The following is a 25481-nucleotide window of genomic DNA, read 5'->3' as shown; positions in this document are numbered from 1 at the left end:
CTCCGCAACGCCGCATGAATTCGCTTCTCCACGCCCGACAGGATTTCCCGATGCCTATACGCTTTCGCCGAGCCGCCGTCGCGATCGTCGCGTGCGCCGCTCTCGCGGGCGGGTTGCCGCGCGCCGCGTTCGCACTGACGGCCGCCGATACCGCCGCGCTCGCCGGCGACGACTTCGACGCGAAGACGACCGCGATCGAACGGCTCGCCGCCGATACCGATCCGCGCGCGGTCGCGCTGCTCAACGCGCTGTCGACCGGCGATGCGCTCGCGACCGGCGACGGCCGCCTGCTGATCCAGACCGGCGACACCGCGCACGACGCGCTCACGCAGGCCGCGACGCCCGCAGGCGACGCGCAGCCCGTGATGCTGAACAACCTGCTGCGCACGAAGATCGCGGGCGCACTGTCGGGGCTCGCGCTCGCGTCGCCCGATGTCGCCGCGCGACGCGACGCGATCGATGCGCTGCTGAAGTCGCCGGACCCGGCGCTCAAGCCGATGATCGACCGCGCTCGCGCGAAGGAAACCGACCCCTCGTTGAAGCGCCGCCTCGACGCCCTGTGGGCGATCGCCGCATTGCACGACGCCGACCCGGCGAAGCGTCTCGAAGCCGTGCAGGTGGTGGCCGCGCGCCACGACCTCGACATGATCGAACAGCTGCGCCCGCTCGTCGCGAAGAACGCCGACGGCAGCTACGCGGAACCCGACGCACGCGTGCGCGACGCCGCGCAGCAGGGGCTCGACGCACTGCACGGGCTGCAGCGCCGCGGCGAGATCGTCGGCACGCTGTTCGCGGGCCTGTCGCTCGGCAGCGTGCTGCTGCTCGCCGCACTCGGCCTCGCGATCACGTACGGGCTGATCGGCGTGATCAACATGGCGCACGGCGAATTCCTGATGATCGGTGCATACGCAACCTATGTCGTGCAGACGCTGATCCAGCGTTATGCGCCGGCCGCGTTCGACTGGTATCCGCTCGTCGCCGTGCCCGCTTCGTTCGCGGCGGCCGCGCTGGTCGGCATCGTGCTCGAACGGCTCGTGCTGCGCCACCTGTACGGCCGTCCGCTCGAGACGCTGCTCGCGACGTTCGGCGTGAGCCTGATCCTGATCCAGGCGACGCGCATGCTGTTCGGCGCGCAGAACGTGCAGGTCGTGAACCCGTCGTGGATGAGCGGCGGCGTGACCGTGATGCAGAACCTGATCCTGCCGTACAACCGGCTCGCGATCCTCGCGTTCGCGCTCGCGGTGGTGTTCGTCGCGTGGGCCGTCCTGACGAAGACGCGGCTCGGCCTGTTCGTGCGCGCGGTCACGCAGAACCGCCGGATGGCCGCGTGCGTCGGCGTGAAGACCGCGCGCGTCGACGCGTATGCGTTCGCGTTCGGCGCGGGCATCGCCGGCCTCGGCGGCTGCGCGTTGTCGCAGATCGGCAACGTGGGCCCCGACCTCGGCCAGAACTACATCATCGATTCGTTCATGGCGGTCGTGCTCGGCGGTGTCGGGCAGATCGCCGGCACCGTGCTGGGCGGCTTCGGGCTTGGCCTCGCGAGCAAGGCGATCGAGCCGTTCTGGGGCGCCGTGCTCGCGAAGATCGCGGTGCTCGTGATGATCGTGCTGTTCATCCAGAAACGTCCACAGGGCATGTTCGCCCCGAAGGGCCGCAGCGCGGAGGCATGACATGACTACCCTTACCGATACGCTGCCGGATCGCCCGGCCGCTGCTACCCCGCCCTCCTCCGCACGCACCGCAGACGGTTTCGCGCTCGGCCTGCCGCCGCGCCCCGCGCTGCTGTCGCGCCGCGCGTGGCTCGCGCTCGTCGCGCTGTGCATCGCGATCGGCATCGGCGTGCCGCTCGCCGCGCTCGTCGCGCCCGAATCGAGCGCGTTCCATCTGTCGGCTTACGCGATGACGCTCGCCGGCAAGCTGATGTGCTACGCGATCGCCGCGCTCGCGCTCGATCTCGTCTGGGGTTACTGCGGAATCCTGAGCCTCGGCCACGGGCTGTTCTTCGCGCTCGGCGGTTATGCGATCGGCATGTACCTGATGCGCGAGATCGGCCGCGACGGCAAATACGGCAGCGACCTGCCCGACTTCATGGTGTTCCTCGACTGGCACCAGTTGCCGTGGTACTGGAGCGGCACGCAGCATCTCGCGTGGGCGCTCGCGCTCGTCGTGCTCGTACCGGCCGTGCTCGCGTGGGTGTTCGGTTTCTTCACGTTCCGCTCGCGCGTGAAGGGCGTGTACCTGTCGATCATCACGCAGGCGCTGACGTTCGCAGCGATGCTGCTGTTCTATCGCAACGAGACGGGCTTCGGCGGCAACAACGGCTTCACCGACTTCAAGCGCATCGCCGGTTTTCCGGTCACGTCGCCCGGCACGCGCACGGTGCTGTTGCTACTGACGTTCGCGACGCTCGTGCTCGCGTTCGTCGCCGCGCGCGCGATCGTCACGAGCAAGCTCGGGCGCGTCGTCACCGCGGTGCGCGACGGCGAGACGCGGCTGATGTTCCTCGGCTACAGCCCGCTCGCGTACAAGCTGTTCGTATGGACCGTGTCGGCCGTGCTGTGCGGTATCGCCGGCGCGTTGTACGTTCCGCAGGTCGGCATCATCAACCCCGGCGAGATGTCGCCCGGCAACTCGATCGAGATGGCAATCTGGGTCGCGGTGGGCGGGCGCGGTACGCTGATCGGGCCGATCGTCGGCGCGTTCGCGGTGAACGGCGCGAAGAGCCTGTTTACCGCGTACTTCGCGGAGTACTGGCTGTTCTTCCTCGGCCTGATCTTCGTGCTCGTGCCGCTGCTGCTGCCGCGCGGGATCATGGGCCTCGTCGAAACCGTGCTCGCGAAGGGGAAACGCGCATGAACGGAACCGCCCTCTACCAGTTCACGCCGCCGCCCGAGGACGAGCTGCTGGCCGTCAGCGGCACCGCGTCGATGGGCCGCGTCGTGCCGCCGGGCATCGATACGTCGCACGGCACGATCCTCTACCTCGAGGATATCGAAGTCAGCTTCGACGGCTTTCGCGCACTGAACAAGCTGTCGCTCGCGATCGACGCGGGCGAGCTGCGCTGCGTGATCGGCCCGAACGGCGCGGGCAAGACGACGATGATGGATGTCATCACCGGCAAGACGCGCCCCGACTCGGGCAACGTGTTTCTCGGCCAGACGCTCGACCTCGCGCGGATGAGCGAGCCCGAGATCGCGCGCGCGGGCATCGGCCGCAAGTTCCAGAAACCGACCGTGTTCGAGCAGCATCCGGTGTGGGAAAACCTCGAGCTCGCGATGCAGACCGACAAGGGCTGGCTCGCGTCGCTGCGCGCGCGGCTCGACCGCGCGGCGCAGGCGAAGATCGAGGAGACGCTCGCGCTGATCGGCCTCGAAAGCCATGCGTTTCGCGCAGCCGGCGAGCTGTCGCACGGGCAGAAGCAGCGGCTCGAGATCGGCATGCTGCTGATGCAGCGCCCCGCGCTGCTGCTGCTCGACGAGCCGGCGGCCGGGATGACCGACCACGAGACGATGGAACTCGCCGAGTTGCTGAACACGCTGCGCGGCACCTGCTCGATGATGGTCGTCGAGCACGACATGGATTTCGTCGCGGCGCTCGCGGGCGACACGGGCCGCGTGACGGTGATGGCCGAAGGCGCGGTGCTCGCGCAAGGCACGCTCGACCAGGTCAAGCGCGACGACGCGGTGATCGGGTCCTACCTCGGACGATGATGCGATGCTGAAGATCGATGCACTGAACCAGTACTACGGCGGCAGCCATATCCTGCGCAACGTGAGCCTTGCCGCCGACGACGGCAAGCTCACCGTGCTGCTCGGCCGCAACGGCGTCGGCAAGAGCACGCTGCTGCGCTGCCTGATGGGCGTCGTCGCCGCGAAAAGCGGCACCGTGTCGTGGCGCGGCACCGCGCTCGGCGCGATGCCGCCGTATGCGCGCGTCGCGGCCGGGCTCGCTTACGTGCCGCAGGGCCGCGACATCTTTCCGCGGCTGACCGTCGAGGAGAACCTGCTCGTCGGCGCGGCGAGCCGGAAGGCGCCGTCGAAGGTGCCCGACCGCATCTACGACCTGTTTCCGGTGCTGAAGGACATGCGCGCGCGGCGCGGCGGCGACCTGTCGGGCGGCCAGCAGCAGCAACTCGCGATCGGCCGCGCGCTGATGAGCGAACCGCAACTGCTGATCCTCGACGAGCCGACCGAGGGCATCCAGCCGTCGATCATCCAGGACATCGGCCGCACGCTGCGCCAGCTGGTCGACGAATCGGGGATGACGGTGCTGCTGGTCGAGCAGTATTACGATTTCGCGCGCTCGATCGCGGACCAGTACTGGGTGATGAGCCGCGGCGAAATCGTCGCGGGCGGTGACGCGCGGGACATGGAAACGAACGGCGTGCGCGAGTTGATCGCGGTGTGACGCGGCAGCGGGCACGGGCGGCCGGTTCGCGGTTCAACCGAAACCGGCCCTATCACCGAACGCGGCATCTGCATTATTGTTCCGGTAGCATCCACGTTCTTCGCGCCCGCTTTCCTCCGTTCGCCACGTTTCCCGTTCGCAGCCGATGTCCGCCCCCGATTCCCACGCCCCGCTGTCCCGCCCCGCCGCCGTCGCCAAGTCGTGGCGCGGCCGTCTCGAACTCGGCTTCGAGCGGCACGGCGCGCGCACGACGCTCGTGCACCGGCTGCACGACGGACCGCTGCGCGTGCAGCGGCCGCTGTACCCGGAAGGCGACGCGATCTGCCACGCGGTGATCGTCCACCCGCCGGGCGGCGTCGCGGGCGGCGACCGGCTCGACATCGACATCGCGCTCGGCGACGGCACGCACGCGGTGCTGACGACGCCCGGCGCGACCAAGTGGTACAAGTCGAACGGCCTCGATGCGACACAGCGCATCGGCGTGACGGTCGGTGAGAACGCGAAGCTCGACTGGCTGCCGCAGAACAACCTGTTCTTCGACGCGGCGCACGCATCGCTCGACTTCACGGTGACACTCGGCGCGGGCGCGAGCGCGATCGGCTGGGATGCGACGCAGCTCGGCCGGCAGGCGGCAGGCGAAACCTGGGCCGCGGGCCGCATCGCGTCGACTTCGGCGCTCGTCGATACCGACGGCCGGCCATTGTGGACCGAGCGCGCGCTGCTCGACGCACACGACCCGCTGCGCGGCGCGTTGCAGGGCCTCGCCGGCTTTCCCGCGTACGGCACGCTGTGGGCCGCCGGCGCCGCGTGCGACGCCGCGCTCGCCGAATCGCTCGCCGCGCGGATGCCGTTCGACGACACGCTGCGCGCGGGCGCGACCTGCGTCACGCCCGGCGTCGTGCTCGTGCGCGCGCTGTCGACGTCGATGGAAGCGTTGCAGCGCCATTTCATCGACTGCTGGCTGCAGTTGCGGCCGATCGTGCACGGCGTCGACGCACGGCCGCTGCGCCTCTGGCAAACCTGATCCCGTTCGTCCGACGCACCGTTTCGGCGCGGCGCCGCATCCGGCGGTGCACGCCGTTCATGCACCGCGCACCACGAACGCGCATCGCACCGCCCGCCACGGGCATGGCACGCGCCTTGCTGCTTACATAACCGATACACGCCGCACGCAAAACAGCGCGGTGCTACGATGAACCGCGCGTGCGCTCGGGTGTGAGCGCACCGATAAAAATTACGTTTTCCTGAACGTCTGCCTTCATGAAACTGACTCCCCGAGAAAAGGACAAGCTGCTGATCTTCACGGCAGCGCTGCTGGCTGAACGCCGTCGCGCGCGCGGATTGAAGCTCAACTATCCGGAGGCGGTCGCCTTCATCACCGCCGCGCTGATGGAAGCCGCGCGCGACGGCAAGACCGTCGCCGAGGTGATGCACTACGGCACGACGCTGCTCACGCGCGACGACGTGATGGACGGCGTGCCGGAGATGATTCCCGACATCCAGGTCGAGGCGACCTTCCCCGACGGCACGAAGCTCGTGACCGTCCATCATCCGATTCCGTGAGGCAGCGCATGATCCCCGGCGAAATCCTCACCGACGACGGCGACCACGAACTGAACGTGGGCCGCGAAACGCTGACGCTCGTCGTCGCGAACACCGGCGACCGCCCGGTGCAGGTCGGCTCGCACTATCACTTCTTCGAGGTCAACGACGCACTGTCGTTCGACCGCGCGGCCGCACGCGGCTTCCGGCTCAACATCGCGGCCGGCACGGCCGTGCGCTTCGAGCCGGGCCAGACGCGCACCGTCGAGCTGGTCGCGCTCGCGGGCGATCGCGCCGTCTACGGTTTTCAGGGCAAGGTGATGGGGCCGCTCTGAGCGAAGCCTCACGTCCGTCTCTTCAGGAACAGCACGACATGACACTACGCTTGAGCCGCCGCGCGTACGCGGAAATGTTCGGGCCGACGACGGGCGACCGCGTCCGGCTCGCCGATACCGAACTGCTGATCGAGATCGAACGCGACTTCACGACCTACGGCGAGGAAGTGAAATTCGGCGGCGGGAAAGTGATCCGCGACGGCATGGGCCAGTCGCAGCGCGTGGCCGCCGACGTGCCCGACACGATCATCACGAACGCGGTGATCCTCGATCACTGGGGCATCGTGAAGGCCGACATCGCGATCAAGCACGGCCGCATCGCCGCGATCGGCAAGGCCGGCAACCCGGACATCCAGCCGGGCGTGACGATCGCGATCGGCGCCGCGACCGAAGTGATCGCCGGCGAAGGGCTGATCGTGACGGCGGGCGGCATCGACACGCACATCCACTTCATCAGCCCGCAGCAGATCGACGAGGCGCTTGCGTCCGGCGTCACGACGATGCTCGGCGGCGGCACGGGGCCGGCCACCGGCACCAACGCGACGACCTGCACGCCGGGGCCGTGGCACATGGAGCGGATGCTGCAGGCCGCCGACGGCTGGCCGATCAACCTCGGCTTCCTCGGCAAGGGCAACGCGAGCCTGCCGCAACCGCTCGTCGAGCAGATCGCGGCCGGCGCGATCGGCCTGAAGCTGCACGAGGACTGGGGCACGACGCCCGCCGCGATCGACAACTGCCTGTCGGTCGCCGACGACACCGACACGCAGGTCGCGATCCACACCGACACGCTGAACGAAGGCGGCTTCGTCGAATCGACGGTCGCCGCGTTCAAGGGCCGCACGATCCACACGTACCACACCGAAGGCGCGGGCGGCGGCCACGCGCCCGACATCCTGAAGGTGTGCGGCGAGGCGAACGTACTGCCTTCGTCGACCAACCCGACGCGCCCGTACACGATCAACACGCTCGACGAGCACCTCGACATGCTGATGGTGTGCCATCACCTCGATCCGTCGATCGCCGAGGATCTCGCGTTCGCCGAATCGCGGATCCGCCGCGAAACGATCGCGGCCGAGGACATCCTGCACGATCTCGGCGCGCTGTCGATGCTGTCGTCCGATTCGCAGGCGATGGGCCGCGTCGGCGAGGTGATCATCCGCACGTGGCAGACCGCGCACAAGATGAAGGTGCAGCGCGGCGCGCTGCCCGAGGACGGCGCGCGCAACGACAACTTCCGCGCGAAGCGCTACGTCGCGAAATACACGATCAACCCGGCGCTCACGCACGGGATCGCCCACGAAGTCGGCTCGATCGAGCCCGGCAAGTGGGCCGACCTCGTGCTGTGGGAGCCCGCGTTCTTCGGGATCAAGCCGTCGATGATCCTGAAGGGCGGGATGATCGCGGTCGCGCAGATGGGCGACCCGAACGCGTCGATTCCGACGCCGCAGCCCGTCCACTACCGCGAGATGTTCGCGACGCGCGGCGGTGCGCTCGCGCGCACGTCGCTGACCTTCGTGTCGCAAATGGCGGCCGACGCGGGCATCGCGGAACGCTACGGCCTCGCGAAGCAGATCGTGCCCGTGCGCAACTGCCGCAACGTGACGAAGGCCGACATGATCCACAACGCGTGGCGCCCGTCGATCAGCGTCGACCCCGAAACCTACGACGTGATCGCCGACGGCCAGTTGCTCACCTGCGAACCGGCGACGGTGCTGCCGATGGCGCAGCGCTATTTCCTGTTCTGATTTTCGGTTTCTGCCTTATGCGCACCCTCGACAAACGCATTGCCCCGAACGTGAAACTCGCCGCGTCGCTCGTTGCGCGCGCACCGACCCTCACGCTCGCGTATGACGCCCGCTGCAAGAGCCGCCTCGCGGCGACGCTCGACACCGGCGAGGACGTCGCGGTCCTGCTGCCGCGCGGCACCGTGCTGCGCGACGGCGACGTGCTCGTCGCCGACGACGGCGCGCTCGTGCGCGTCGCCGCCGCGTCCGAAGCTGTGCTGCTCGTACGCGCGGCCGATCCGCTCACGCTGATGCGCGCCGCGTACCACCTCGGCAACCGCCACACGCCGGTCGAGATCGGCGACGGCTACCTGAAGCTCGAAGCCGATCCCGTGCTCGCGGACATGCTGCGCCGTCTCGGCACGCAGGTCGACGCAGCGAACGCGCCGTTCCAGCCGGAAGCCGGCGCCTACGGCGGCGGCCACAAGCACGGGCACGACGCGACGTTCGCCGAGGACTACGCGCTCGCGCAACAGGTGTTCGGCGAACACCACGGGCACTCGCACGATCACGATCACGATCACGATCACGATCACGATCATCAACATGGTCCCGGATGCACGCACGGCCATGGCCATGACCACCACTGAACTCGTCGCGCTGCTGCACCTCGCGTCGCCGGCGCTGCCGATCGGCGCGTACAGCTATTCGCAGGGCTTCGAAGCCGCGCTCGACGCGAACCTGATCCGCGACGCCGATTCCGCGCGCGACTGGATCGCGAGCGGCCTGACCGACGTGCTCGCGCACGGCGAGCTGCCGTTCCTCGCACACCAGCTCGCGCGCTGGCACGCACACGATGCGCCGGCGCTCGCTGCCGAGAACGCGTGGTATGTCGCCAGCCGCGAATCGGCGGAACTGCGCCGCGAGACCGAACAGATGGGCTGGTCGCTCGCGCAACTCTGCGCATCGCTCGAATGGGGCGATGCCGCGCGCCGCACGACGCTCGCATCGCTGTCGCCGGTCGCGCTGCCGACCGCGTTCGCGTACGCGGCCGCCGCGCACGACGCCGGCGCCGACGCGACACTCGCCGCGTACGCATTCGGCTGGGTCGAGAACCAGACGTCGGCCGCGCTGAAGGCCGTACCGCTCGGCCAGCTCGCCGGGCAACGCATCATCGTCGCACTGCGCGGCGCGATCGACGCGGCCGTGCGCCGAGCACTCGCGACGCCGCCCGACGCCATCAACACGTTCGCGCCGCAGCTCGGCATCCTGTCCGCGCGGCACGAAACCCAGTACTCGCGGTTGTTCCGCTCCTGACTACGACGCTACTCGCCATGAACGCACCTGCTTCCTCCTCCGCCCGCCGCACGAAGAAACTGCCGCCGCTGCGCGTCGGCATCGGCGGCCCCGTCGGCTCCGGCAAGACCACGCTGCTCGAAATGCTGTGCAAGGCGATGCGCGACAAGTACGACCTCGTCGCGATCACGAACGACATCTATACGAAGGAAGACCAGCGGCTGCTGACGGTGGCGGGCGCGCTGCCCAAGGAGCGCATCATGGGCGTCGAGACGGGCGGCTGCCCGCACACGGCGATCCGCGAGGATGCGTCGATCAACCTCGAGGCCGTCGACCGGATGCTGTCGCGCTTTCCCGATGCCGACATCGTGTTCATCGAATCGGGCGGCGACAATCTCGCGGCAACCTTCAGCCCCGAACTGTCGGACCTGACGATCTACGTGATCGACGTCGCGGGCGGCGAGAAGATTCCGCGCAAGGGCGGCCCCGGCATCACGAAGTCCGACCTGCTCGTGATCAACAAGACCGATCTCGCGCCGCTGGTCGGCGCGAACCTCGACGTGATGGCATCCGACACGAAGAAGATGCGCGGCGAGCGGCCTTACGTGATGACGAACCTGAAGGCGCTCGACGGCGTCGCGGACGTGATCGCGTTCATCGAGAAGAAGGGGTTGCTGACGGTCTGAGCGTGAACGGCGCGGCGGCGGCACACGAAGCCGCCACGCCTGCCCGCGCGGCATGGCGCCGCATGCCGTCTATTTGTCGGACGTGTCCTGCCCGTCCTGCATCGCGCGCTCGCCGCGTTCGGCGGGCGGCAGCAGTGCCGCGAGCACGTCGACCGTGCGCGCGGTCGCGCCGCGGTGACGCGACGCGAACGCCGCGCCGGCCGCGCCCATCGCGATGCGCCGCGCCTTGTCGGCGAACAGCGCGTCGAGCACGTGCGCGAGATCGAGCGGATCCTCGACCTGCAGCGCCGCACCGGCCGCGACCGCATCGGCGGTTGCCTGCGTGAAGTTGAACACGTGCGGCCCCATCAGCACCGGCACACCGACCGCGCATGCTTCGATCAGGTTCTGGCCGCCGAGCGGCAGCAGGCTGCCGCCGATGAACGCGATGTCGGCGGCCGCGTAATACGCACCGAGTTCGCCCATCGAATCGCCGAGCAGCACCGTCACGTCCTCCGGCAGCGCTTCGGCGGCCGGGTGGCCGGCCGCGAGCGCGGCCGTGTCGGCCGCCCACGTGGAGCGTCGCATGCACTTGAGCCCGCTGCGCTCGACCAGCGCCTCGACCTCGGCGAAACGCTGCGGATGACGCGGCACCAGCACCAGCAGCGCGCCGGGCGTGCGCATCGCCGCGAACGCCTGCAACACCAGCGCCTCCTCGTTCTCGCGCGTGCTGGCGGCGACCCACACGGGCCGCGCGCCGATCGCATCGCGCCACGCATGACCGCGCGCCGCCAGTTCCTGCGGCGTCGTCATGTCGAACTTCAGGTTGCCGAGCACGGTCACATTGCGCGCACCGAGCGACGTCAGCCGCTCCGCATCGGCCGGGCTCTGCGCGAGCACACGCGAGAAGCCGCCGAACACGTCGCGCGTCGCCGTGCCGAACTTCGCCGCGCGCCGGAACGAACGCGCGGACATCCGCGCATTGGTCAGCACGAGCGGCACGTCCGCGCGGCGGCACTCGTCGATCAACGTCGGCCACACCTCGGTTTCCATCACGAGGCCGAGCGTCGGCCGCCATGCGTGCAGGAAACGCCGCACCGCGCCGGGCATGTCGTACGGCAGGTAGCAGCGCAGCACGCGATCGCCGAAGATCTGCACGCCGGTCGCACGGCCGCTCGGCGTCATGTGTGTAAGCAGGATGCGTGCATCGGGGCGCACGCGCGTCAGCGCGTCGATCAGCGGCTGCGCGGCACGCGTCTCGCCGACCGATACCGCATGCACCCAGATCAGCGGCGCGCGATCGTCGCGCGAGCGGCCGGCCACATGGCCGAAGCGTTCGCCGATGTGCTCGCGGTAGCCGCGCTCCTTGCGCGAACGCACGTAGAGCCGGATAACCGCGACAGGCGCGACGAGCCACCACAGTGCGCGATAGATCGCCCTCAGCATGCGGCAGCCCTCGTATTGAATCGAAGCAGGTGTGCGCTCAAACCAGCGCCCTGCCCTGCAGGCGCTCGAGAATGCCGAGCGGCGCGCATTCGCGGCGGACCATCGCGTCGACCGGCAGGAAGAACGTCTGCTCGAGCATGAACTGGCCGGACATCACAGCGTGCGAAGTCTGGTCGGAGAAACATATCCACACGCAACCCGACGGAAACGGCATCGTCTGCTGCGGGCTCGTCTTCTGGTAGTCGAGATCGGCCTTCATGCTGTCGTGCAGGTTCAGCATCAGGTGGTCGTACGCGCTGCGCGGCGACTTCGTCACGTGCAGCAGGTTCAGCAGCCACGCGGCGCCCGGCAACTGCGGCCGGATGTGCGGCAGGAAACGCTTCGCGACGTCCTCGAACGGCTCGCCGACGCGCCACACGCGCGGCACGCCAGCCGGGTTCACGTTCGTGAACACGCGCAGGATGCGCTCGCCGTAGTTCGGCCGCGACGGAAACGCATCGACGTGCAGCCGGCTGTCGTCCTTGCGCCACGACGTCTGGCGCGTCTCGACCTGCATCAGCCGCAGGCTCGTCGGCGCGACGCGCAGCTTGCCGCGGTATTCGGGAAACAGGCCGTCGACGAGCGTGCCGGCCTGCTGCTGGAAGCGCGCGACGAGCGCGCGCACGGCCGACTGCGTGACGCTGTCGCCGAGCACGCCGGCGAGTGCGCCGCCGTTCGGTGCGAGGCTGATGTTCTTGCGTTTCGGATCGGCGAGCGCCGGATCGAGCAGCGCTTCCTCGCCGCCTTCGATCGCGAAGCGCAGGTGCGGGAAATACAGCACCTTGCCTTCCTCGACCGCGGCCAGCAGTTGCTCGCGCGGCGCCGACAGGTTGTGTCCGCTCCAGTCGGCGGACGGGACTTCGATGATCTGGGATTCGCTCATGATCGGTTCGCGTGTGTGGCAGGCATGGCAAGCATGGCGGGCATTACAGGAGACCGAAGCCCGCGAGCGCCGACTTCACCTGCGCGATCGACGGGGGCTGCCCCGCCGTGCCGAGATTGACGACGTTCGGCGACCAGTAGCCGCCGGTCCGCCAGGCCGTCGCGAAATTGTACAGTTCGACCGTCGGACGCTTCAGCGCGGCCGCGATGTGAACCAGACCTGTATCAACCCCGACCGTCGCGGCCGCGCCGTCGATCAGCCCGACCACGGCCGGCAGCGACAGCTTCGGCGGCACGATCGCCGCCGCGCCGAACTCCTTCGCGAGCCGCTCGCTGGTCGCGCGCTCCGCGTCGTTGCCCCACGGCAGCACCAGCGACGCGCCGCGCCGCACGAGCGCCTGGCCGAGCTCGACCCACGCGGCGTCCGGCCACTGCTTGTCGGCGCGCGACGTCGCATGGACGAACACCACGTACGGCACCGGCAGGTTCAGGCCGAGCGCGGCCACCGCGAGCGCCGCCGCGCGCGTGTCGAGGCCGAAGTCGACCGGATCGGCCGGCGTCGGCGCCGGGTCGCCCAGCGCGGCCGCGACGAGTTGCCGCGAGCGCTCGACGACGTGCGTGCGCGGCGCGATCGGCACGCGCTTGCGATAGAAGAAGCGCACGGGCCATTCGTAGCCGGCGCCGTCGGTGCGGTTGCCGAGCCCAACGAGCGGGCCGCGCGCCCAGCTCGCGACCCAGGCCGTCTTGATGAGACCCTGGCAGTCGATCACGAGGTCGTACTGCTCGGCCGCGAGGCGCTTGCGGAATGCGCGGATCTCGCGCCACGTGGCCCCCGCGAACGGCTTCTTGCGCCAGCGGCGCAGCGAGAACGGCAGCACATCGTGCACGCCGTCGACGAGCCGCACGAGGTCGACGAAGCTTTCCTCGACGAGCCAGTCGATCTGCGCATCGGGATGGCGGCGCCGGATATCGGCGATCACCGGCATGTTGTGCACGACGTCGCCCAGCGACGACACGCGCACGATCAGGATCTTTTGCACGCTGAAAAAACGCCGGCTGGCAGCCGGCGACAGACATAAAGGAGCGATTTTAGCTCGCCCGGGGGAGCAGACAGACAAAAAGCGGCCGCACGCCTGTGGCGTGCGCCGCTTTTCGGGGAGGGCGCGACCGGCGAATCGGCCGTCGCACCGCCGGCGGCCCGCAGGCCGCCGACATTCAGAACGGCAGCTTGACGTCCGGCTTCGCGGCCGTCAGCACCCGGCGGAAGTCTTCCTGGATGCGCTTGAGCCCTTCCTGCGTCTCGGATTCGAAACGCATCACGACGACCGGTGTCGTGTTCGACGAACGCGCGAGGCCGAAGCCGTCCGGGTATTCGACACGCAGGCCGTCGATCGTCACGACTTCCTCGGCGCCGTCGAACTTCGCCTCTTTCTGCAGCTTGTCGATCAGGCGGAAGTTCTCGCCCTCGTCGAGCCAGAGCTGCAGCTCGGGCGTGCTCATCGCGTCCGGCAGCCCGTTCAGCAGCGCGCTCGGGTCGGCCGACTTCGTCAGGATCTCGAGCAGGCGCGCGCCCGTGTAGAGACCGTCGTCGAAGCCGTACCAGCGATCCTTGAAGAACACGTGGCCGCTCATTTCACCGGCGAGCGGCGCACCCGTCTCGCGCAGCTTCGCCTTCACGAGCGAGTGGCCCGTCTTCCACATCAGCGGCTCGCCGCCCTTCGACTTCACCCACTGCGCGAGGTTGCGCGTGCACTTCACGTCGTAGATGATCTGCGCGCCCGGGTTGCGCGACAGCACTTCTTCCGCGAACAGCATCAGCTGGCGGTCCGGATAGATGATCTGGCCGTCCTTCGTGACGACGCCGAGGCGGTCGCCGTCGCCGTCGAACGCGAAGCCGAGCTCGGCATCGGTGTCCTTCAGCGCCTGGATCACGTCCTGCAGGTTTTCCGGGTGCGCGGGATCGGGGTGGTGGTTCGGGAACGTGCCGTCGATGTCGGTGAAGCGCTCGACGAGTTCGCAGCCGAGCGCCTTGAACAGGCGCGTCGCGAGTGGGCCTGCGACGCCGTTGCCGGCGTCGACGACGAGCTTCAGCGGGCGAGCGAGCTTCACGTCGCCGACGATGCGCGCGATGTACTGATCGGCGACGTCGACCTGCTCATAGGTGCCGCTGCCCGTTTCGAAACGTTCGTCGACGATACGACGGTACAGCGCCTGGATCTGCTCGCCGTAGATCGCGGCGCCGCGCAGCACCATCTTGAAGCCGTTGTAGTCGGGCGGGTTGTGGCTGCCCGTGACGACGATGCACGAATCGACGCGGCGCTCGCCGCCCTTCAGCGCAAGCGGCACGCTCGCCGCGAAATAACCGACCGGCGTGGGCACCATGCCGACATCGACGACGTCGACGCCCGCCGCACGCAGGCCGTCGGCGAGTGCGCCGACGAGGTCCGGCCCGGACAGGCGGCCGTCGCGCGCGACGACGACCGCGTCGCCGCCCTGTGCGCGCACTTCGCTGCCGAATGCCCGGCCGATCCCGCGCGCCGTATCGACGTCGAGTGTCTTGCCGACCACGCCACGAATGTCATATGCCTTGAAGATGGATTGGGAGATCATCGATTCTCTTCTCTCTCAGTTGCGTGCATGGAAAATTGTCTGACTTGCCTGACCGCGTCTCGCCGGTGCCGCGCATGATACATGCCGGTCCGGCACGACACGGAGCGGAACGGCTGGAGCGACCCCGATCCCACTTATAATCGCGGGTTTTGATGACGCGCATGTCGCCCATTTTAATGCCTAGCCGTCCCGCCGCCGCCAACCCGCAGCCTCCGCGCGCCCTGCCGGCCGCCCTGCGCGTGCCCGCTCGCTCCGCATGCTGAAGCGCTTCGGCAACCCGGATGTCGCGAAGGCCGTCGCGAACCTCGTCTGGCTGGGGCTCGAACGGCTCACGCAGATCGGCGTCGCGATCGCGATCAGCGGTCTTCTGGCCCGTTATTTCGGGCCGGATGTGTTCGGCAAATGGCAGTATGCGAATACGCTCCTCCTGGTACTGGCGCCGCTCACCTGGGTGTGCGGCGCGGAAATCCTCGTCCCGACCATCGTCCAGCGCCCGCCCGCCCAGCTCGGCGCGGTGCTCGGCAGCGCGTTCGTGCTGCGCATCGCCGTTTCGGTCGCCGCGCTCGCCGCGACCTGGATCGCGATTGCCGCGGGCGCCTTCGATCCGCTGGTCGGCGCGATGCTCGCGGGCCTGGCGGTCACGATGGTGTTCCGCGAGCCGTTCGTCGGCGTGATCAACGCGTGGCTGCAGAGCATGACCTACAGCAAGCCGCAGCTCGTCACCAGCATGGTCACCGCGCTGGCGAAGGCGCTGCTCGTCTGGCTGCTGGTCCGCGCGGCCGCCGGCCCCGCGCGCTTCGCGTGGCTGTGGGCGCTCGAAGCCGCGGCAATCGGCTTCGCGCTGCTGCTGTACTACCGGCATCGTAACGGCGGCGCGTTCGGCTGGACGTTCGACAAACCGCTGTTCAGGCACTTTGCGACGGCCGGCACCGTGTTCTGGCTCGGCCTCATCTGCATGTACCTGTTCCTGAAGCTCGACCGCCTGATGCTCGAGCGTCACGTGTCGTTTGCCGATCTCGGCCGCTATTCGGCCGCGCAGCAGCTCAACGAGAACTGGATCACGCTCGCGCTGATGCTCGCGCAGACGATCGCGCCCGCATTCGTCTACCGCGTGCAGGACGTCGCGCGGCTGCGCCGCAACATCGTCCGGCTGATCGCGATGACGGCCTGCCTGATGACGGCCGGCGCGCTCGTGCTCGATGCGGCCGCCCCATTGATCGTCGGCAAGGTGTTCGGCCACGGCTACGAAGCGTCGGTCGACATCTTCCGCTGGGCCGTCTGGCTGTCCGTGCCGGCCGGCATCGAGGCGATAGGCAATCTTATCGTTCTCAAATATCAAGCAAAATTCGTGTTGCTGTCGAAATGGCTGCTCGCGCTCGCGATCGCCGCGCTCGTCAACCTGTTCGCGATCCCCCGGCTCGGCCTGTACGGCGCGCTCGTCGGGCTGGCGGCCGGCTACCTGGCCGCCGCCGCCGTCAATTTTTATTACATCCGTTTCAAGTTGCGACCATGACGTCCCCTGATTGCCCGCCCCCGCTCGACGACGTGGCCGTGCTGATGCCGGCCTACAACGGGCACGACGACGTCGTTCGGACCCTCGCGTCGTTTCGCGAGGACGCGCCCGTGCAGGTGCTGATCGTCGACGACGGCAGCACGCCGCCGATCGTCGCGCCCGACCTGCCCGGCCTCGCGATCGAGGTGCTGCGCATGCCGGAGAACGTCGGCATCGAACGGGCGCTCGCGGCCGGCATCGACGCGCTCGCGGCGCGCGGCTTCCGTTATGCGGCCCGCATCGACGCGGGCGATCTCGCCGTGCCGCAGCGTCTCGCGAAGGAACGCGCGTATCTCGGCGCCCACCCGCGCGTGGCCTGCGTCGGCATGTGGACGCAGGTCGTGTCGCGCGCCGGCGAGCCGCGCTTCATGCTGACGCCGCCCGCCGATCCGCGCACGCTGCGCCGCACACGCTTCCTGCGTTCGCCGCTCGTGCATCCGTCGGTCATGCTGCGCATCGACGCCGTGCGCGAAGTCGGCAACTATCGCGCGAAATACCGCGCGGCCGAGGATCTCGATCTTTTTTTGCGGTTAATGCAACGCTACGATTGCGCGAACCTGCCCGAACTCGGCCTGTATTACGAGCTTAACGAGGGCGGGATCAGTGCGACCAAGCGCCGGCGCCAGCTGGTGTCGACGCTCACGCTGCTGCTGAGCCACTTCAACGCGCTGAACCCGTACGACTGGGCCGGTCTCGCCAAGAACCTGCTGCATTTCGTGACGCCGTACCGCACGCTGCAGCGGATCAAGCAGACGCTGTTCGCCGCGCGGCCGTCCGCCTGACGACCATTCGGCTCAGCCGGCATTTTCGACGCTTTATTTTTCATTTTTTTCATGTCCGCCACCTCCCCGCTGCGCATCGCGCTCGTCTGCAACACGGCCTGGGCGATCTACACGTATCGCCACGGGCTGATCCGTGCGCTCGTCGCGCGCGGCGCCGAGGTCATCGTGATCGCGCCGCACGACCGCACGGTGCCGCTGCTCGAGCAGATGGGCTGCCGCTACGTGGCGCTCGCGGTCGCGTCGAAAGGCACGAGCCCGCGCGAGGATCTCGGCACGCTCGCCGCGCTGGTGCGTCATTACCGCGCGCTGAAGCCCGGTCTCGTGTTCCATTACACGATCAAGCCGAACATCTACGGCTCGGTCGCCGCGTGGCTCGCGCGCGTGCCGTCGATCGCGGTGACGACGGGGCTCGGTTACGTCTTCATCCAGAAGAGCCGCGCGGCGAGCGTCGCGAAGCGCCTGTACCGGTTCGCGTTCCGCTTCCCGCGTGAAGTCTGGTTCCTGAACCGCGACGATCTCGCGACCTTCACCGACGAGCAGTTGCTCGCGCACCCCGACCGCGCACGGTTGCTGCACGGGGAAGGCGTCGACCTCGAACAGTTCGCGCCCGTGCCGCTGCCCGCCGGCGACGCGCCCGTCTTCATCCTGATCGGCCGGCTGCTGTGGGACAAGGGCGTGCGCGAATACGTGGAGGCCGCGCGCATCGTGCGTGCCCGCTTCCCGAACGCGCGCTTCCAGCTGCTCGGGCCACTCGGCGTCGACAATCCGAGCGCGATCGGCCGCGCGGACGTCGACGCATGGGTCGGCGAAGGCATCGTCGAGTATCTCGGCGAGGCGCACGACGTGCGCCCGCATATCGCGGCAGCCGACTGCGTCGTGCTGCCGTCGTACCGCGAAGGCGTGCCGCGCACGCTGATGGAAGCATCGGCGATGGGCCGCCCGATCGTCGCGACCGACGTACCGGGCTGCCGAGACGTCGTCGCCGACGGCGAAACGGGCTTCCTGTGCCGCGTGCGCGACAGCGCGAGCCTCGCGGAACAACTGCTTCGCATGATCGAACTCGGAACGGCCGGACGCGACGCGATGGGCGCACGCGGTCGGCAGAAGGTCACGGCGGAATTCGACGAGCAGCAGGTCGTCGAACGCTACCGGCGTACCATCCATTCGTTAACCGGTATCACCCTCTGAAGGAGCGCATCAGCAATGACCGCTAAAGGCACCATCCTCGTCACCGGTGGAGCGGGCTATATCGGCTCGCACACGGCCGTCGAGCTGCTCGGCAACGGCTACGATGTCGTGATCGTCGACAACCTCGTCAACAGCAAGGCCGAGTCCTTGCGGCGCATCGAGCAGATCACGGGCAAGACGCCCGCGTTCCATCAGGTCGACGTGTGCGACGAGGCCGCGCTCGCGAAGGTGTTCGACGCGCACCCGATCACCGGCACGATCCATTTCGCGGCGCTCAAGGCCGTCGGCGAATCGGTCGCGAAGCCGCTCGAGTACTACCAGAACAACATCGGCGGCCTGCTCGCCGTGCTCAAGGTCATGCGCGAGCGCAACGTCAGGCAGTTCGTGTTCAGCTCGTCCGCGACCGTGTACGGCGTGCCCGAGCGCTCGCCGATCGACGAATCGTTCCCGCTGTCCGCGACGAACCCGTACGGCCAGTCGAAGCTGATCGCCGAGCAGATCCTGCGCGATCTCGAGGTATCCGACCCGTCGTGGCGGATCGCGACGCTGCGCTACTTCAACCCGGTCGGCGCGCATGCGAGCGGGCTGATCGGCGAGGATCCGGCCGGCATCCCGAACAACCTGATGCCGTATGTCGCGCAGGTCGCGGTCGGCAAGCTGGAAAAGCTGCGCGTGTTCGGCTCCGACTACCCGACGCCGGACGGCACGGGCGTGCGCGACTACATCCACGTCGTCGATCTCGCGAAGGGACACATCGCCGCGCTCGACGCGCTGGCGAAACGCGACGCGAGCTTCGTCGTGAACCTCGGCACCGGGCAAGGCTACAGCGTGCTGGAAGTCGTGCGCGCGTTCGAGAAAGCGTCGGGCCGCCCGGTGCCGTACGAACTCGTCGCGCGCCGCCCGGGCGATATCGCCGAGTGCTACGCGAACCCGCAGGCCGCGGCCGACATCATCGGCTGGCGCGCGACGCTCGGTATCGAAGAAATGTGTGCCGACCACTGGCGATGGCAGGAGGGGAACCCGCGCGGTTTTGTATAATCCGCTGTCCATTTTTCGAGCGATCCCATGCTCAGCTTCGCGTCCGGCTTCATCGTCTCCCTGCTCGTCACGCTGTTCATCGTGCGCTACGCGCACCTTCACGAGAAATTCTCGATCGACAGCGACCTGGCCGGCGTGCAGAAATTCCACGTGCGGCCCGTGCCGCGGGTCGGGGGCATCGGGATCCTCGCGGGGGTCGTCATTGCCGCGCTGATCCTGTCGCGGCGCTATCCGACGATCGCCGGCAGCATTCTGGGCATCGCCGCGTGCGGGCTGCCGGCGTTCCTGTCCGGCCTCGTCGAGGACCTGACCAAGCGCGTGTCGCCGCGCGCGCGGCTGCTCTGCACGATGGGCGCGGCCGCGCTCGCGTTCTGGCTGATGGATATCTCGGTCACCCGCATCAGCGTGCCACCGCTCGATTTCCTGCTGCACTACGTGGCCATTTCGGCGTTCGTCACCGTGCTCGCGGTCGCGGCGCTCGCGAATGCGATCAACATCATCGACGGCTTCAACGGGCTCGCGTCGATGGTCAGCTTCATGATGTTCGCGTCGCTCGCGTACGTCGCGTTCCAGGTCCGTGACCCGGTCGTCATGTCCGCGTCGATCATCATGATGGGCGCCGTGCTCGGCTTCTTCCTGTGGAACTTCCCGGCCGGGCTGATCTTTCTCGGCGACGGCGGCGCGTATTTCATCGGTTTCATGCTCGCGGAACTCGCGATCATGCTCGTGATGCGCAACCGCGAGGTATCCGCGTGGTATCCGGTGCTGCTGTTCATGTACCCGATCTTCGAGACCTGCTTCTCGATCTACCGGAAGAAATTCATCCGCGGCATGTCGCCCGGCATTCCGGACGGCGTGCACCTGCACATGCTCGTGTACAAGCGGCTGATGCGCTGGGCCGTCGGCACGAAGCACGCGCACGACCTGACGCGCCGCAATTCGCTGACGTCGCCGTACCTGTGGCTGCTGTGCCTCGTCGCGGTGATACCGGCGACGCTGTTCTGGCGGCACACGGTGCACCTGTTCGTGTTCGTCGTACTGTTCGCGCTGACCTACGTGTGGCTGTATATCAGCATCGTGCGGTTCAGGGCGCCGAGGTGGATGGTGGTGCGCAAGCACCGCCACAGCCGCTGAGCCGTGCGCGGCCTGGCATGAAAAAAGCGCCCCGCGGGGCGCTTTTCTTTTGGGCGGCTCGGCCGCCGTGCAGCAGCCGCAGGGCCGTCAGTGGTTCGACGCGACCCGCACGCTCTTCAGCGCCGGAATTGCGGCCGTCTGATACTCGGGCACCCAGCGCCGCAGGTCGCGGCGCACTTCGTCGTCGGGCAGCACGCGATGCTGCATCAGCCACGGCAGCAACTCGTCGAGGAAATTGTCCGGCACTTCCCGTGCGCGCGCGATCCGCAGTTTCGGGTGCGGCGTGCGCGTCGTCGCCTCGTCGTCCGCCAGCAGCTCCTCGTAGAGCTTCTCGCCCGGCCGCAGCCCGGTGAACTCGATGTGAATCTGGTCCTCCGAGAAACCGTACAGGCGGATCAGGTCGCACGCGAGATCGACGATCTTCACCGGCTCGCCCATGTCGAGAATGAAGATCTCGCCGCCATGCCCCATGCTCGACGCCTGCAGCACGAGCTGCGACGCCTCCGGAATCGTCATGAAGAAACGCGTGATCTCCGGGTGCGTGACCGTCACCGGGCCGCCCTTCGCGATCTGCTGCTGGAACTTCGGGATCACGCTGCCCGCGCTGCCGAGCACGTTGCCGAAACGCACGGTCTCGAACTGCGTGCGCTCGCTCGTCTGCTGCAACGCCTGGCAGGCCATTTCGGCGAGACGCTTGCTCGCGCCCATCACGTTGGTCGGGTTGACGGCCTTGTCGGTCGAGATCAGCACGAAGTGACGCACGTCGTGGCGGATCGCCGCGCGGGCCACGCGATACGTGCCGAGCACGTTGTTGCGCAGCGCCTGCCAGGCGTTGTGCTCTTCCATCAGCGGCACGTGCTTGTAGGCGGCCGCATGGAACACGATGTGCGGCGCATGGCGCGACATCACCTGATCGAGCAGCAGCGAATCCTTCGCGTCGCCGATGATCGGCAGGACCGGCAGGTCGGGGAAGCGCTCGCGCAACTCCTCGGTCAGCCGGTACATCGCATACTCGGACAAATCGAACGCGACGAGCTGCGCCGGCGCGAAGCGCAGGATCTGCCGGCACAGCTCCGAGCCGATCGAGCCGCCCGCGCCCGTCACCATCACGACGCGACCGCGCAGCAGCGCCTCGACGTGCGGCGTGTCGATCGTCACGGCATCGCGGCCGAGCAAATCCTCGAGATCGATGTTCCGCACTTGCGACAGGAAGCCCTGCCCCGGCATCAGCGCGGTCAGCGACGGCAGCACCATCGCCTTCACGCCGGCCCGCACGCACAGCGTCGCGACGCGGCGCTGCGTTTCGACCGATGCCGACGGAATCGCGATGATCGCGTACTCGACCTTCATCGCGTCGGTCCAGTGCTTCAGATCGTTGAACGATCCGAGCACCTTGTAGCCGTAGATCTCGCGGCCCTGCTTCGTGACGTCGTCGTCGAGCAGGCCGACGAGGCGCCATTCGCCGGAGCGAGACAGCTCACGCGCGAGGCTCGCGCCGGCCGTGCCGGCGCCGAGCACCAGTACCGGCTTGCCCTTCCCGACGAGGCCACCGTACAGGTAGTACTCCTTCGTCGCGCGATACAGCGCGCGTGCGCCGCCCATCACCAGGAACAGCATCAGCGGCGACACGAGCAGCACCGAGCGCGGAATGATCGGCGTCGGCTGGAACATCACGGCACCGATCATCACGATCACGCCGCCGCCGGCCACCGCCTTCGAGATGCGCATCAGGTCGGGCAGGCTCGCGAACACCCACAGCCCGCGATACAGGCCGAACCCGTGGAACATCAACGCGTACACGGGCAGCACCCATGTCAGCGCCACCAGCGCGCCGCTCAGGAAGTCATGCGGAACGCTGCCATTGAAACGAACGAGATAAGCGAACAACCAGGCGGCGACAACCGCAGTCAGGTCGAACAGAAATGCACTCAGTGACAGCCACGATGCTTTGGATCGCAACATCGGCGGGAAACCTCAAGAGTTGTTTTTGGCGGCCGACTGAAACCGGCGCCAACGCATGTCGATCAACCATCCGAGCCATGCCAGGACGCCGTACCACACGAAGAACGACAGCCATTGCTGCAGTTCGGGGCGGCCCCGTGCCCACACGGCGACAATTATGCCTGCGAGCATGATGAGGTACCAATAAAGAGCGGTCCGACCGTGACCTACACCCGATCGGACCATCCTTTGATAATAATGCTCGCGGTGCGCTTGCCAGAACTTTTCACCGCGTAACAGGCGTCTCGAAAGTGTTACAGATGCGTCGGCGATAAAGGGGGCAAACACCATCGCGGGAAACCAGATCGGCCACACGCCCGTACGCCAGCCCCAGTAGCCCAGCGCGCCGGCCAGGAATCCGAGCGGAATCGAGCCGGCATCGCCGAGGAAGAGCCGGGCCGGATGGAAATTGAGCAGAAGAAAGCCCAGCGCCGCGCCGGCGACTGCCGCGCCCGCCACGGCGAGATCGGGCGATGCGTGCGCGCCGCCGAGCGCCGCGACCGCGTATCCGCCGAAACCGAACAGCGCCATACCGCCCGCGAGGCCGTCGGCGCCATCCATGAAGTTGTACAGGTTCGTCAGCCAGACCATCGCGAAGCCCACGCCCGCGAGGAGCCACCAGGGCGCGTCGGCCGGAAAGACGACGATCAGCGCGACGACTGCCGCGAGATGCGCCGAGAACCGCACGCGGGCCGGCAGTCCGCGCCGGTCGTCGATCTGGGACATCGCGGCCAGCCCCGCAGCGGCGATGGCGATCAACCAGAGTCGCGGCGTCAGCGCCAGAAACCCGACGACGCACACGGGCACGATGCCCCATCCGCCGACGCGCGGCGTCGGCAGCGTATGGAGCGAACGATCGTTCGGAATGTCGGTGGCGAGGCGCCAGGCCAGCCCGGTGGCGAGTAGCGCGCGGAGAATCGCCGTCGAGGCGAGTGCGGCGGCCAAGGCCACCGCGGCCGTGGTGAGCCAGGTGGGGTTCTCGAGAAACATAGGGCTTATTTTCGTGTATCGCGCGAACGATACCATGCGGCAGTCGCTTCGAGACCCTGGCGGGTCGTATAGGGCGGGCGCCAGTCGAGCACGCGTCGGATCCGGCCGCTATCGAGCTGCAAGCTGCCCGTCAGGCGGTCGACGGCTGCGCGACGGCCGGTCAGTTTCCCGAGCACGCGCAGCAGCGCCGGAGGCACCGCGATCAGCCGCGCCGGCTTGCCGAGTGCGTCGCCGACGAGGCGCAACAGGCCCGCGACCGACGGCGCATCGTCGTCGGCGACATGGAAGCACTCGCCGGCCGCACGCGGGTCGATCGCGCAACGCAACAGCGCGTCAGCAAGGTTTTCGACATAGACGATGCTGCGGCGCGCGGAAACGGAGCCGAGCGGCAACGGCATCCCGCGCGCGACCGCGTCCATCATGCGCAGGAAGTTGGCGCGGACGGCCGGACCATAGACGAGCGGCGGACGCACGACCACGACGTCGAGCCCTGCCGACTTCCCGAACTGCGCGAGTTGCCGCTCCGCACGCAGCTTGGAACGGCCGTATGCATCCTGCGGATCGGGTTCGGACGCTTCGGACAGCGGTACGCCGCCGTCACCCTCGCCGACCGCCTTGATGCTGCTCGCGAACACGATACGGCGTACGCCGTGGTTGCGCGCCGCCTCGGCGAGGCGCAGGGTGCCGGCGACGTTGGTCGCGTCGAAAGCGGCGTCGGGATCGGGCGACTCATCGCGCATCACGTGCACGCGAGCGGCGAGATGAATCACGCAATCGGCTGCAAGATCGATCGGCCACCCTTCATCCAGGCCATCGAAATCGGCGGTACCGTGCACCCATTCGCGCACGCCGTCGATGCATCCGCCCGGACGACGTACCAGTGCGGTGACGGTGTGCCCGGCCTGCAGCGCGCGGCGGCAGAGCGCACGGCCGACGAAGCCGTTCGCGCCGGTGACGACGAGGTGGCTCACCAGAACCTCCAGCCGAAGCGGTTGTAGAACTTGAAGGCCGATGCGGCGAACATGCGGATGTGCGCGAACCCCTTGCGGGATGCGCCGCCGCCGTGATGGGCCACGCGCACCGACGGGACGTACGCGACACGCGCGACGTCGTGCGTGCGCAGACTCAGGTCGTAGTCTTCGAAGTACAGGAAGTAGCGCGGATCGAAGCCGCCGAGTGTCTTCAGGACTTCGGTACGGAACAGCATGAAGCAGCCGCTGACGATGGGCGGCTCCTCGACGATGTCGTGATCGTTGATCACGTCGCGCATCTCGTAGCGGGCGAGACGCTCCACGAACCGCGCCTTCCAGCGCGCCGGAAAAAATCCGCGGACGAGCAGATCGAACATGGCAGGCGAACGCCTGCACAGGTACTGGATACCACCTTTCTCGTCTGAAATATACGGCGTCAAAAGCCCGACGTCCGGACGACCGCTCAAGAAACCCAACGCATGCACGAGGGCGTTCTCGTCAAGATCGATGTCGGGATTCAGGATCAGATGATGTTCGCTGTCGGCCTCTGCGATCGCAAGGTTGTGGCCCCGGCCGTAACCAACATTCCCGTGACCACCCAACGTCGAACACTCGAATCCGGCCAGATTCGATCCGACCACATCCTTCCAGATATCGGGCGTTCCGCCATTGTCCACCACGCAGATTGCCGCGTGGAAGTCCGGATCGCGACGTCGCACCGCACACACGGCGTCGCGCAGGCTGTGGAGCGTCTGAAAAAAACGCTCGACATCAGGCCGATAGACGACGATCGATACGGTCAGCGTGGCTCTCGAAGTACTCATCTCAAGTCTAATATTACGAAGTAAACATGACGTGCGCGGACCCAGAAACGTTTTG

24 protein-coding genes are annotated in these 25481 nt (G+C 67.9%); 16 read left to right on the top strand and 8 right to left on the bottom strand.

Annotated features, from left to right (window positions below; all coding sequences use genetic code 11):
- The first annotated feature begins 50 nt into the window (after nucleotides 1-50).
- From urtB to ureG, 11 genes are all read left to right on the top strand, one after another.
- On the top strand, nucleotides 51-1670 hold the full coding sequence (urtB, locus tag H3H55_RS04410; protein ID WP_193097793.1) for an urea ABC transporter permease subunit UrtB: 1620 nt from the start codon (nucleotides 51-53) through the stop codon (nucleotides 1668-1670).
- Between the two features lies 1 nt (nucleotide 1671).
- Nucleotides 1672-2856 carry an urea ABC transporter permease subunit UrtC gene (urtC, locus tag H3H55_RS04405; protein ID WP_193097792.1) on the top strand — a complete coding sequence of 395 codons (1185 nt, stop codon included), beginning with the start codon at nucleotides 1672-1674 and terminating at the stop codon, nucleotides 2854-2856.
- Complete coding sequence (gene urtD, locus H3H55_RS04400) at nucleotides 2853-3710, top strand: urea ABC transporter ATP-binding protein UrtD (RefSeq protein ID WP_129513903.1); 858 nt, start codon at nucleotides 2853-2855, stop codon at nucleotides 3708-3710. Before urtC ends, urtD begins: the two co-directional genes overlap by 4 nt.
- 4 nt (nucleotides 3711-3714) lie before the next feature.
- Nucleotides 3715-4407, top strand: a complete 693-nt coding sequence (urtE, locus tag H3H55_RS04395; RefSeq protein WP_129513902.1) for an urea ABC transporter ATP-binding subunit UrtE — start codon at nucleotides 3715-3717, stop codon at nucleotides 4405-4407.
- Between the two features lie 145 nt (nucleotides 4408-4552).
- Complete coding sequence (locus H3H55_RS04390; RefSeq protein WP_193097791.1) at nucleotides 4553-5431, top strand: urease accessory protein UreD; 879 nt, start codon at nucleotides 4553-4555, stop codon at nucleotides 5429-5431.
- A gap of 236 nt (nucleotides 5432-5667) precedes the next feature.
- Nucleotides 5668-5970 (top strand): urease subunit gamma, encoded by a 303-nt coding sequence (gene ureA / locus H3H55_RS04385; RefSeq protein WP_006406310.1) that lies wholly within the window; start codon nucleotides 5668-5670, stop codon nucleotides 5968-5970.
- 8 nt (nucleotides 5971-5978) lie between these two features.
- Nucleotides 5979-6284 (top strand): urease subunit beta, encoded by a 306-nt coding sequence (locus tag H3H55_RS04380; RefSeq protein ID WP_048251499.1) that lies wholly within the window; start codon nucleotides 5979-5981, stop codon nucleotides 6282-6284.
- 38 nt (nucleotides 6285-6322) lie between these two features.
- Entirely contained in the window at nucleotides 6323-8029 is a 1707-nt protein-coding gene (gene ureC / locus H3H55_RS04375) for an urease subunit alpha (RefSeq protein ID WP_048251500.1), read from the top strand.
- A gap of 17 nt (nucleotides 8030-8046) precedes the next feature.
- Entirely contained in the window at nucleotides 8047-8658 is a 612-nt protein-coding gene (gene ureE, locus H3H55_RS04370) for an urease accessory protein UreE (RefSeq protein ID WP_193097790.1), read from the top strand.
- Entirely contained in the window at nucleotides 8645-9325 is a 681-nt protein-coding gene (locus H3H55_RS04365; RefSeq protein WP_193097789.1) for an urease accessory protein UreF, read from the top strand. The genes ureE and H3H55_RS04365 overlap by 14 nt, the downstream gene beginning before the upstream one ends.
- A gap of 17 nt (nucleotides 9326-9342) precedes the next feature.
- Nucleotides 9343-9990 carry an urease accessory protein UreG gene (gene ureG, locus H3H55_RS04360; RefSeq protein WP_193097788.1) on the top strand — a complete coding sequence of 216 codons (648 nt, stop codon included), beginning with the start codon at nucleotides 9343-9345 and terminating at the stop codon, nucleotides 9988-9990.
- Between the two features lie 69 nt (nucleotides 9991-10059).
- Here the strand turns inward: ureG and waaA are convergent, their stop codons facing one another.
- The 4 genes from waaA to H3H55_RS04340 all read right to left on the bottom strand — a co-directional run bounded on the left by waaA (nucleotide 10060) and on the right by H3H55_RS04340 (nucleotide 14946).
- The gene (gene waaA / locus H3H55_RS04355; RefSeq protein ID WP_193097787.1) at nucleotides 10060-11415 is read right to left on the bottom strand and encodes a lipid IV(A) 3-deoxy-D-manno-octulosonic acid transferase; all 1356 of its coding nucleotides are present in this window, start codon (nucleotides 11413-11415) and stop codon (nucleotides 10060-10062) included.
- A gap of 37 nt (nucleotides 11416-11452) precedes the next feature.
- Entirely contained in the window at nucleotides 11453-12337 is an 885-nt protein-coding gene (locus H3H55_RS04350; protein WP_193097786.1) for a Kdo hydroxylase family protein, read from the bottom strand.
- Between the two features lie 43 nt (nucleotides 12338-12380).
- Complete coding sequence (waaC, locus tag H3H55_RS04345) at nucleotides 12381-13376, bottom strand: lipopolysaccharide heptosyltransferase I (protein ID WP_193097785.1); 996 nt, start codon at nucleotides 13374-13376, stop codon at nucleotides 12381-12383.
- A gap of 175 nt (nucleotides 13377-13551) precedes the next feature.
- Nucleotides 13552-14946, bottom strand: a complete 1395-nt coding sequence (locus tag H3H55_RS04340; protein ID WP_193097784.1) for a phosphomannomutase/phosphoglucomutase — start codon at nucleotides 14944-14946, stop codon at nucleotides 13552-13554.
- 256 nt (nucleotides 14947-15202) lie between these two features.
- On the opposite strand from H3H55_RS04340, the gene H3H55_RS04335 reads away from it, so the two are divergent.
- Genes H3H55_RS04335 through H3H55_RS04315 form a run of 5 tightly spaced genes read left to right on the top strand, consistent with a single transcriptional unit; the run spans nucleotide 15203 to nucleotide 20640 of the window.
- Entirely contained in the window at nucleotides 15203-16459 is a 1257-nt protein-coding gene (locus H3H55_RS04335; RefSeq protein WP_193097783.1) for a lipopolysaccharide biosynthesis protein, read from the top strand.
- Nucleotides 16456-17280 carry a glycosyltransferase gene (locus H3H55_RS04330; protein ID WP_193097782.1) on the top strand — a complete coding sequence of 275 codons (825 nt, stop codon included), beginning with the start codon at nucleotides 16456-16458 and terminating at the stop codon, nucleotides 17278-17280. Before H3H55_RS04335 ends, H3H55_RS04330 begins: the two co-directional genes overlap by 4 nt.
- A 51-nt stretch (nucleotides 17281-17331) precedes the next feature.
- Nucleotides 17332-18468 carry a glycosyltransferase family 4 protein gene (locus tag H3H55_RS04325; protein ID WP_193097781.1) on the top strand — a complete coding sequence of 379 codons (1137 nt, stop codon included), beginning with the start codon at nucleotides 17332-17334 and terminating at the stop codon, nucleotides 18466-18468.
- Nucleotides 18469-18483: 15 nt separating this feature from the next.
- Nucleotides 18484-19506 carry a UDP-glucose 4-epimerase GalE gene (galE, locus tag H3H55_RS04320; protein ID WP_193097780.1) on the top strand — a complete coding sequence of 341 codons (1023 nt, stop codon included), beginning with the start codon at nucleotides 18484-18486 and terminating at the stop codon, nucleotides 19504-19506.
- Between the two features lie 27 nt (nucleotides 19507-19533).
- Nucleotides 19534-20640, top strand: a complete 1107-nt coding sequence (locus H3H55_RS04315) for an MraY family glycosyltransferase (protein ID WP_193097779.1) — start codon at nucleotides 19534-19536, stop codon at nucleotides 20638-20640.
- A gap of 87 nt (nucleotides 20641-20727) precedes the next feature.
- On the opposite strand, the gene H3H55_RS04310 is transcribed toward H3H55_RS04315, so the two are convergent.
- Genes H3H55_RS04310 through H3H55_RS04295 form a run of 4 tightly spaced genes read right to left on the bottom strand, consistent with a single transcriptional unit; the run spans nucleotide 20728 to nucleotide 25426 of the window.
- Nucleotides 20728-22602, bottom strand: coding sequence for a polysaccharide biosynthesis protein (locus H3H55_RS04310; protein WP_193097778.1), 1875 nt, complete (start codon nucleotides 22600-22602; stop codon nucleotides 20728-20730).
- 12 nt (nucleotides 22603-22614) lie between these two features.
- Nucleotides 22615-23631 (bottom strand): MraY family glycosyltransferase, encoded by a 1017-nt coding sequence (locus tag H3H55_RS04305; RefSeq protein ID WP_193097777.1) that lies wholly within the window; start codon nucleotides 23629-23631, stop codon nucleotides 22615-22617.
- Nucleotides 23632-23636: 5 nt separating this feature from the next.
- Entirely contained in the window at nucleotides 23637-24602 is a 966-nt protein-coding gene (locus H3H55_RS04300; RefSeq protein WP_193097776.1) for a UDP-glucose 4-epimerase family protein, read from the bottom strand.
- Nucleotides 24599-25426: a glycosyltransferase family 2 protein gene (locus tag H3H55_RS04295; protein ID WP_193097775.1), complete on the bottom strand. Its 828-nt coding sequence runs from the start codon at nucleotides 25424-25426 to the stop codon at nucleotides 24599-24601. Before H3H55_RS04295 ends, H3H55_RS04300 begins: the two co-directional genes overlap by 4 nt.
- Between the last annotated feature and the right edge of the window lie 55 nt (nucleotides 25427-25481).

The organism is Burkholderia sp. Z1, from assembly GCF_014893795.1.
GTDB classification, from domain to species: Bacteria; Pseudomonadota; Gammaproteobacteria; order Burkholderiales; family Burkholderiaceae; genus Burkholderia; species Burkholderia theae.
This window is presented reverse-complemented; position numbering and strand designations above follow the sequence as displayed.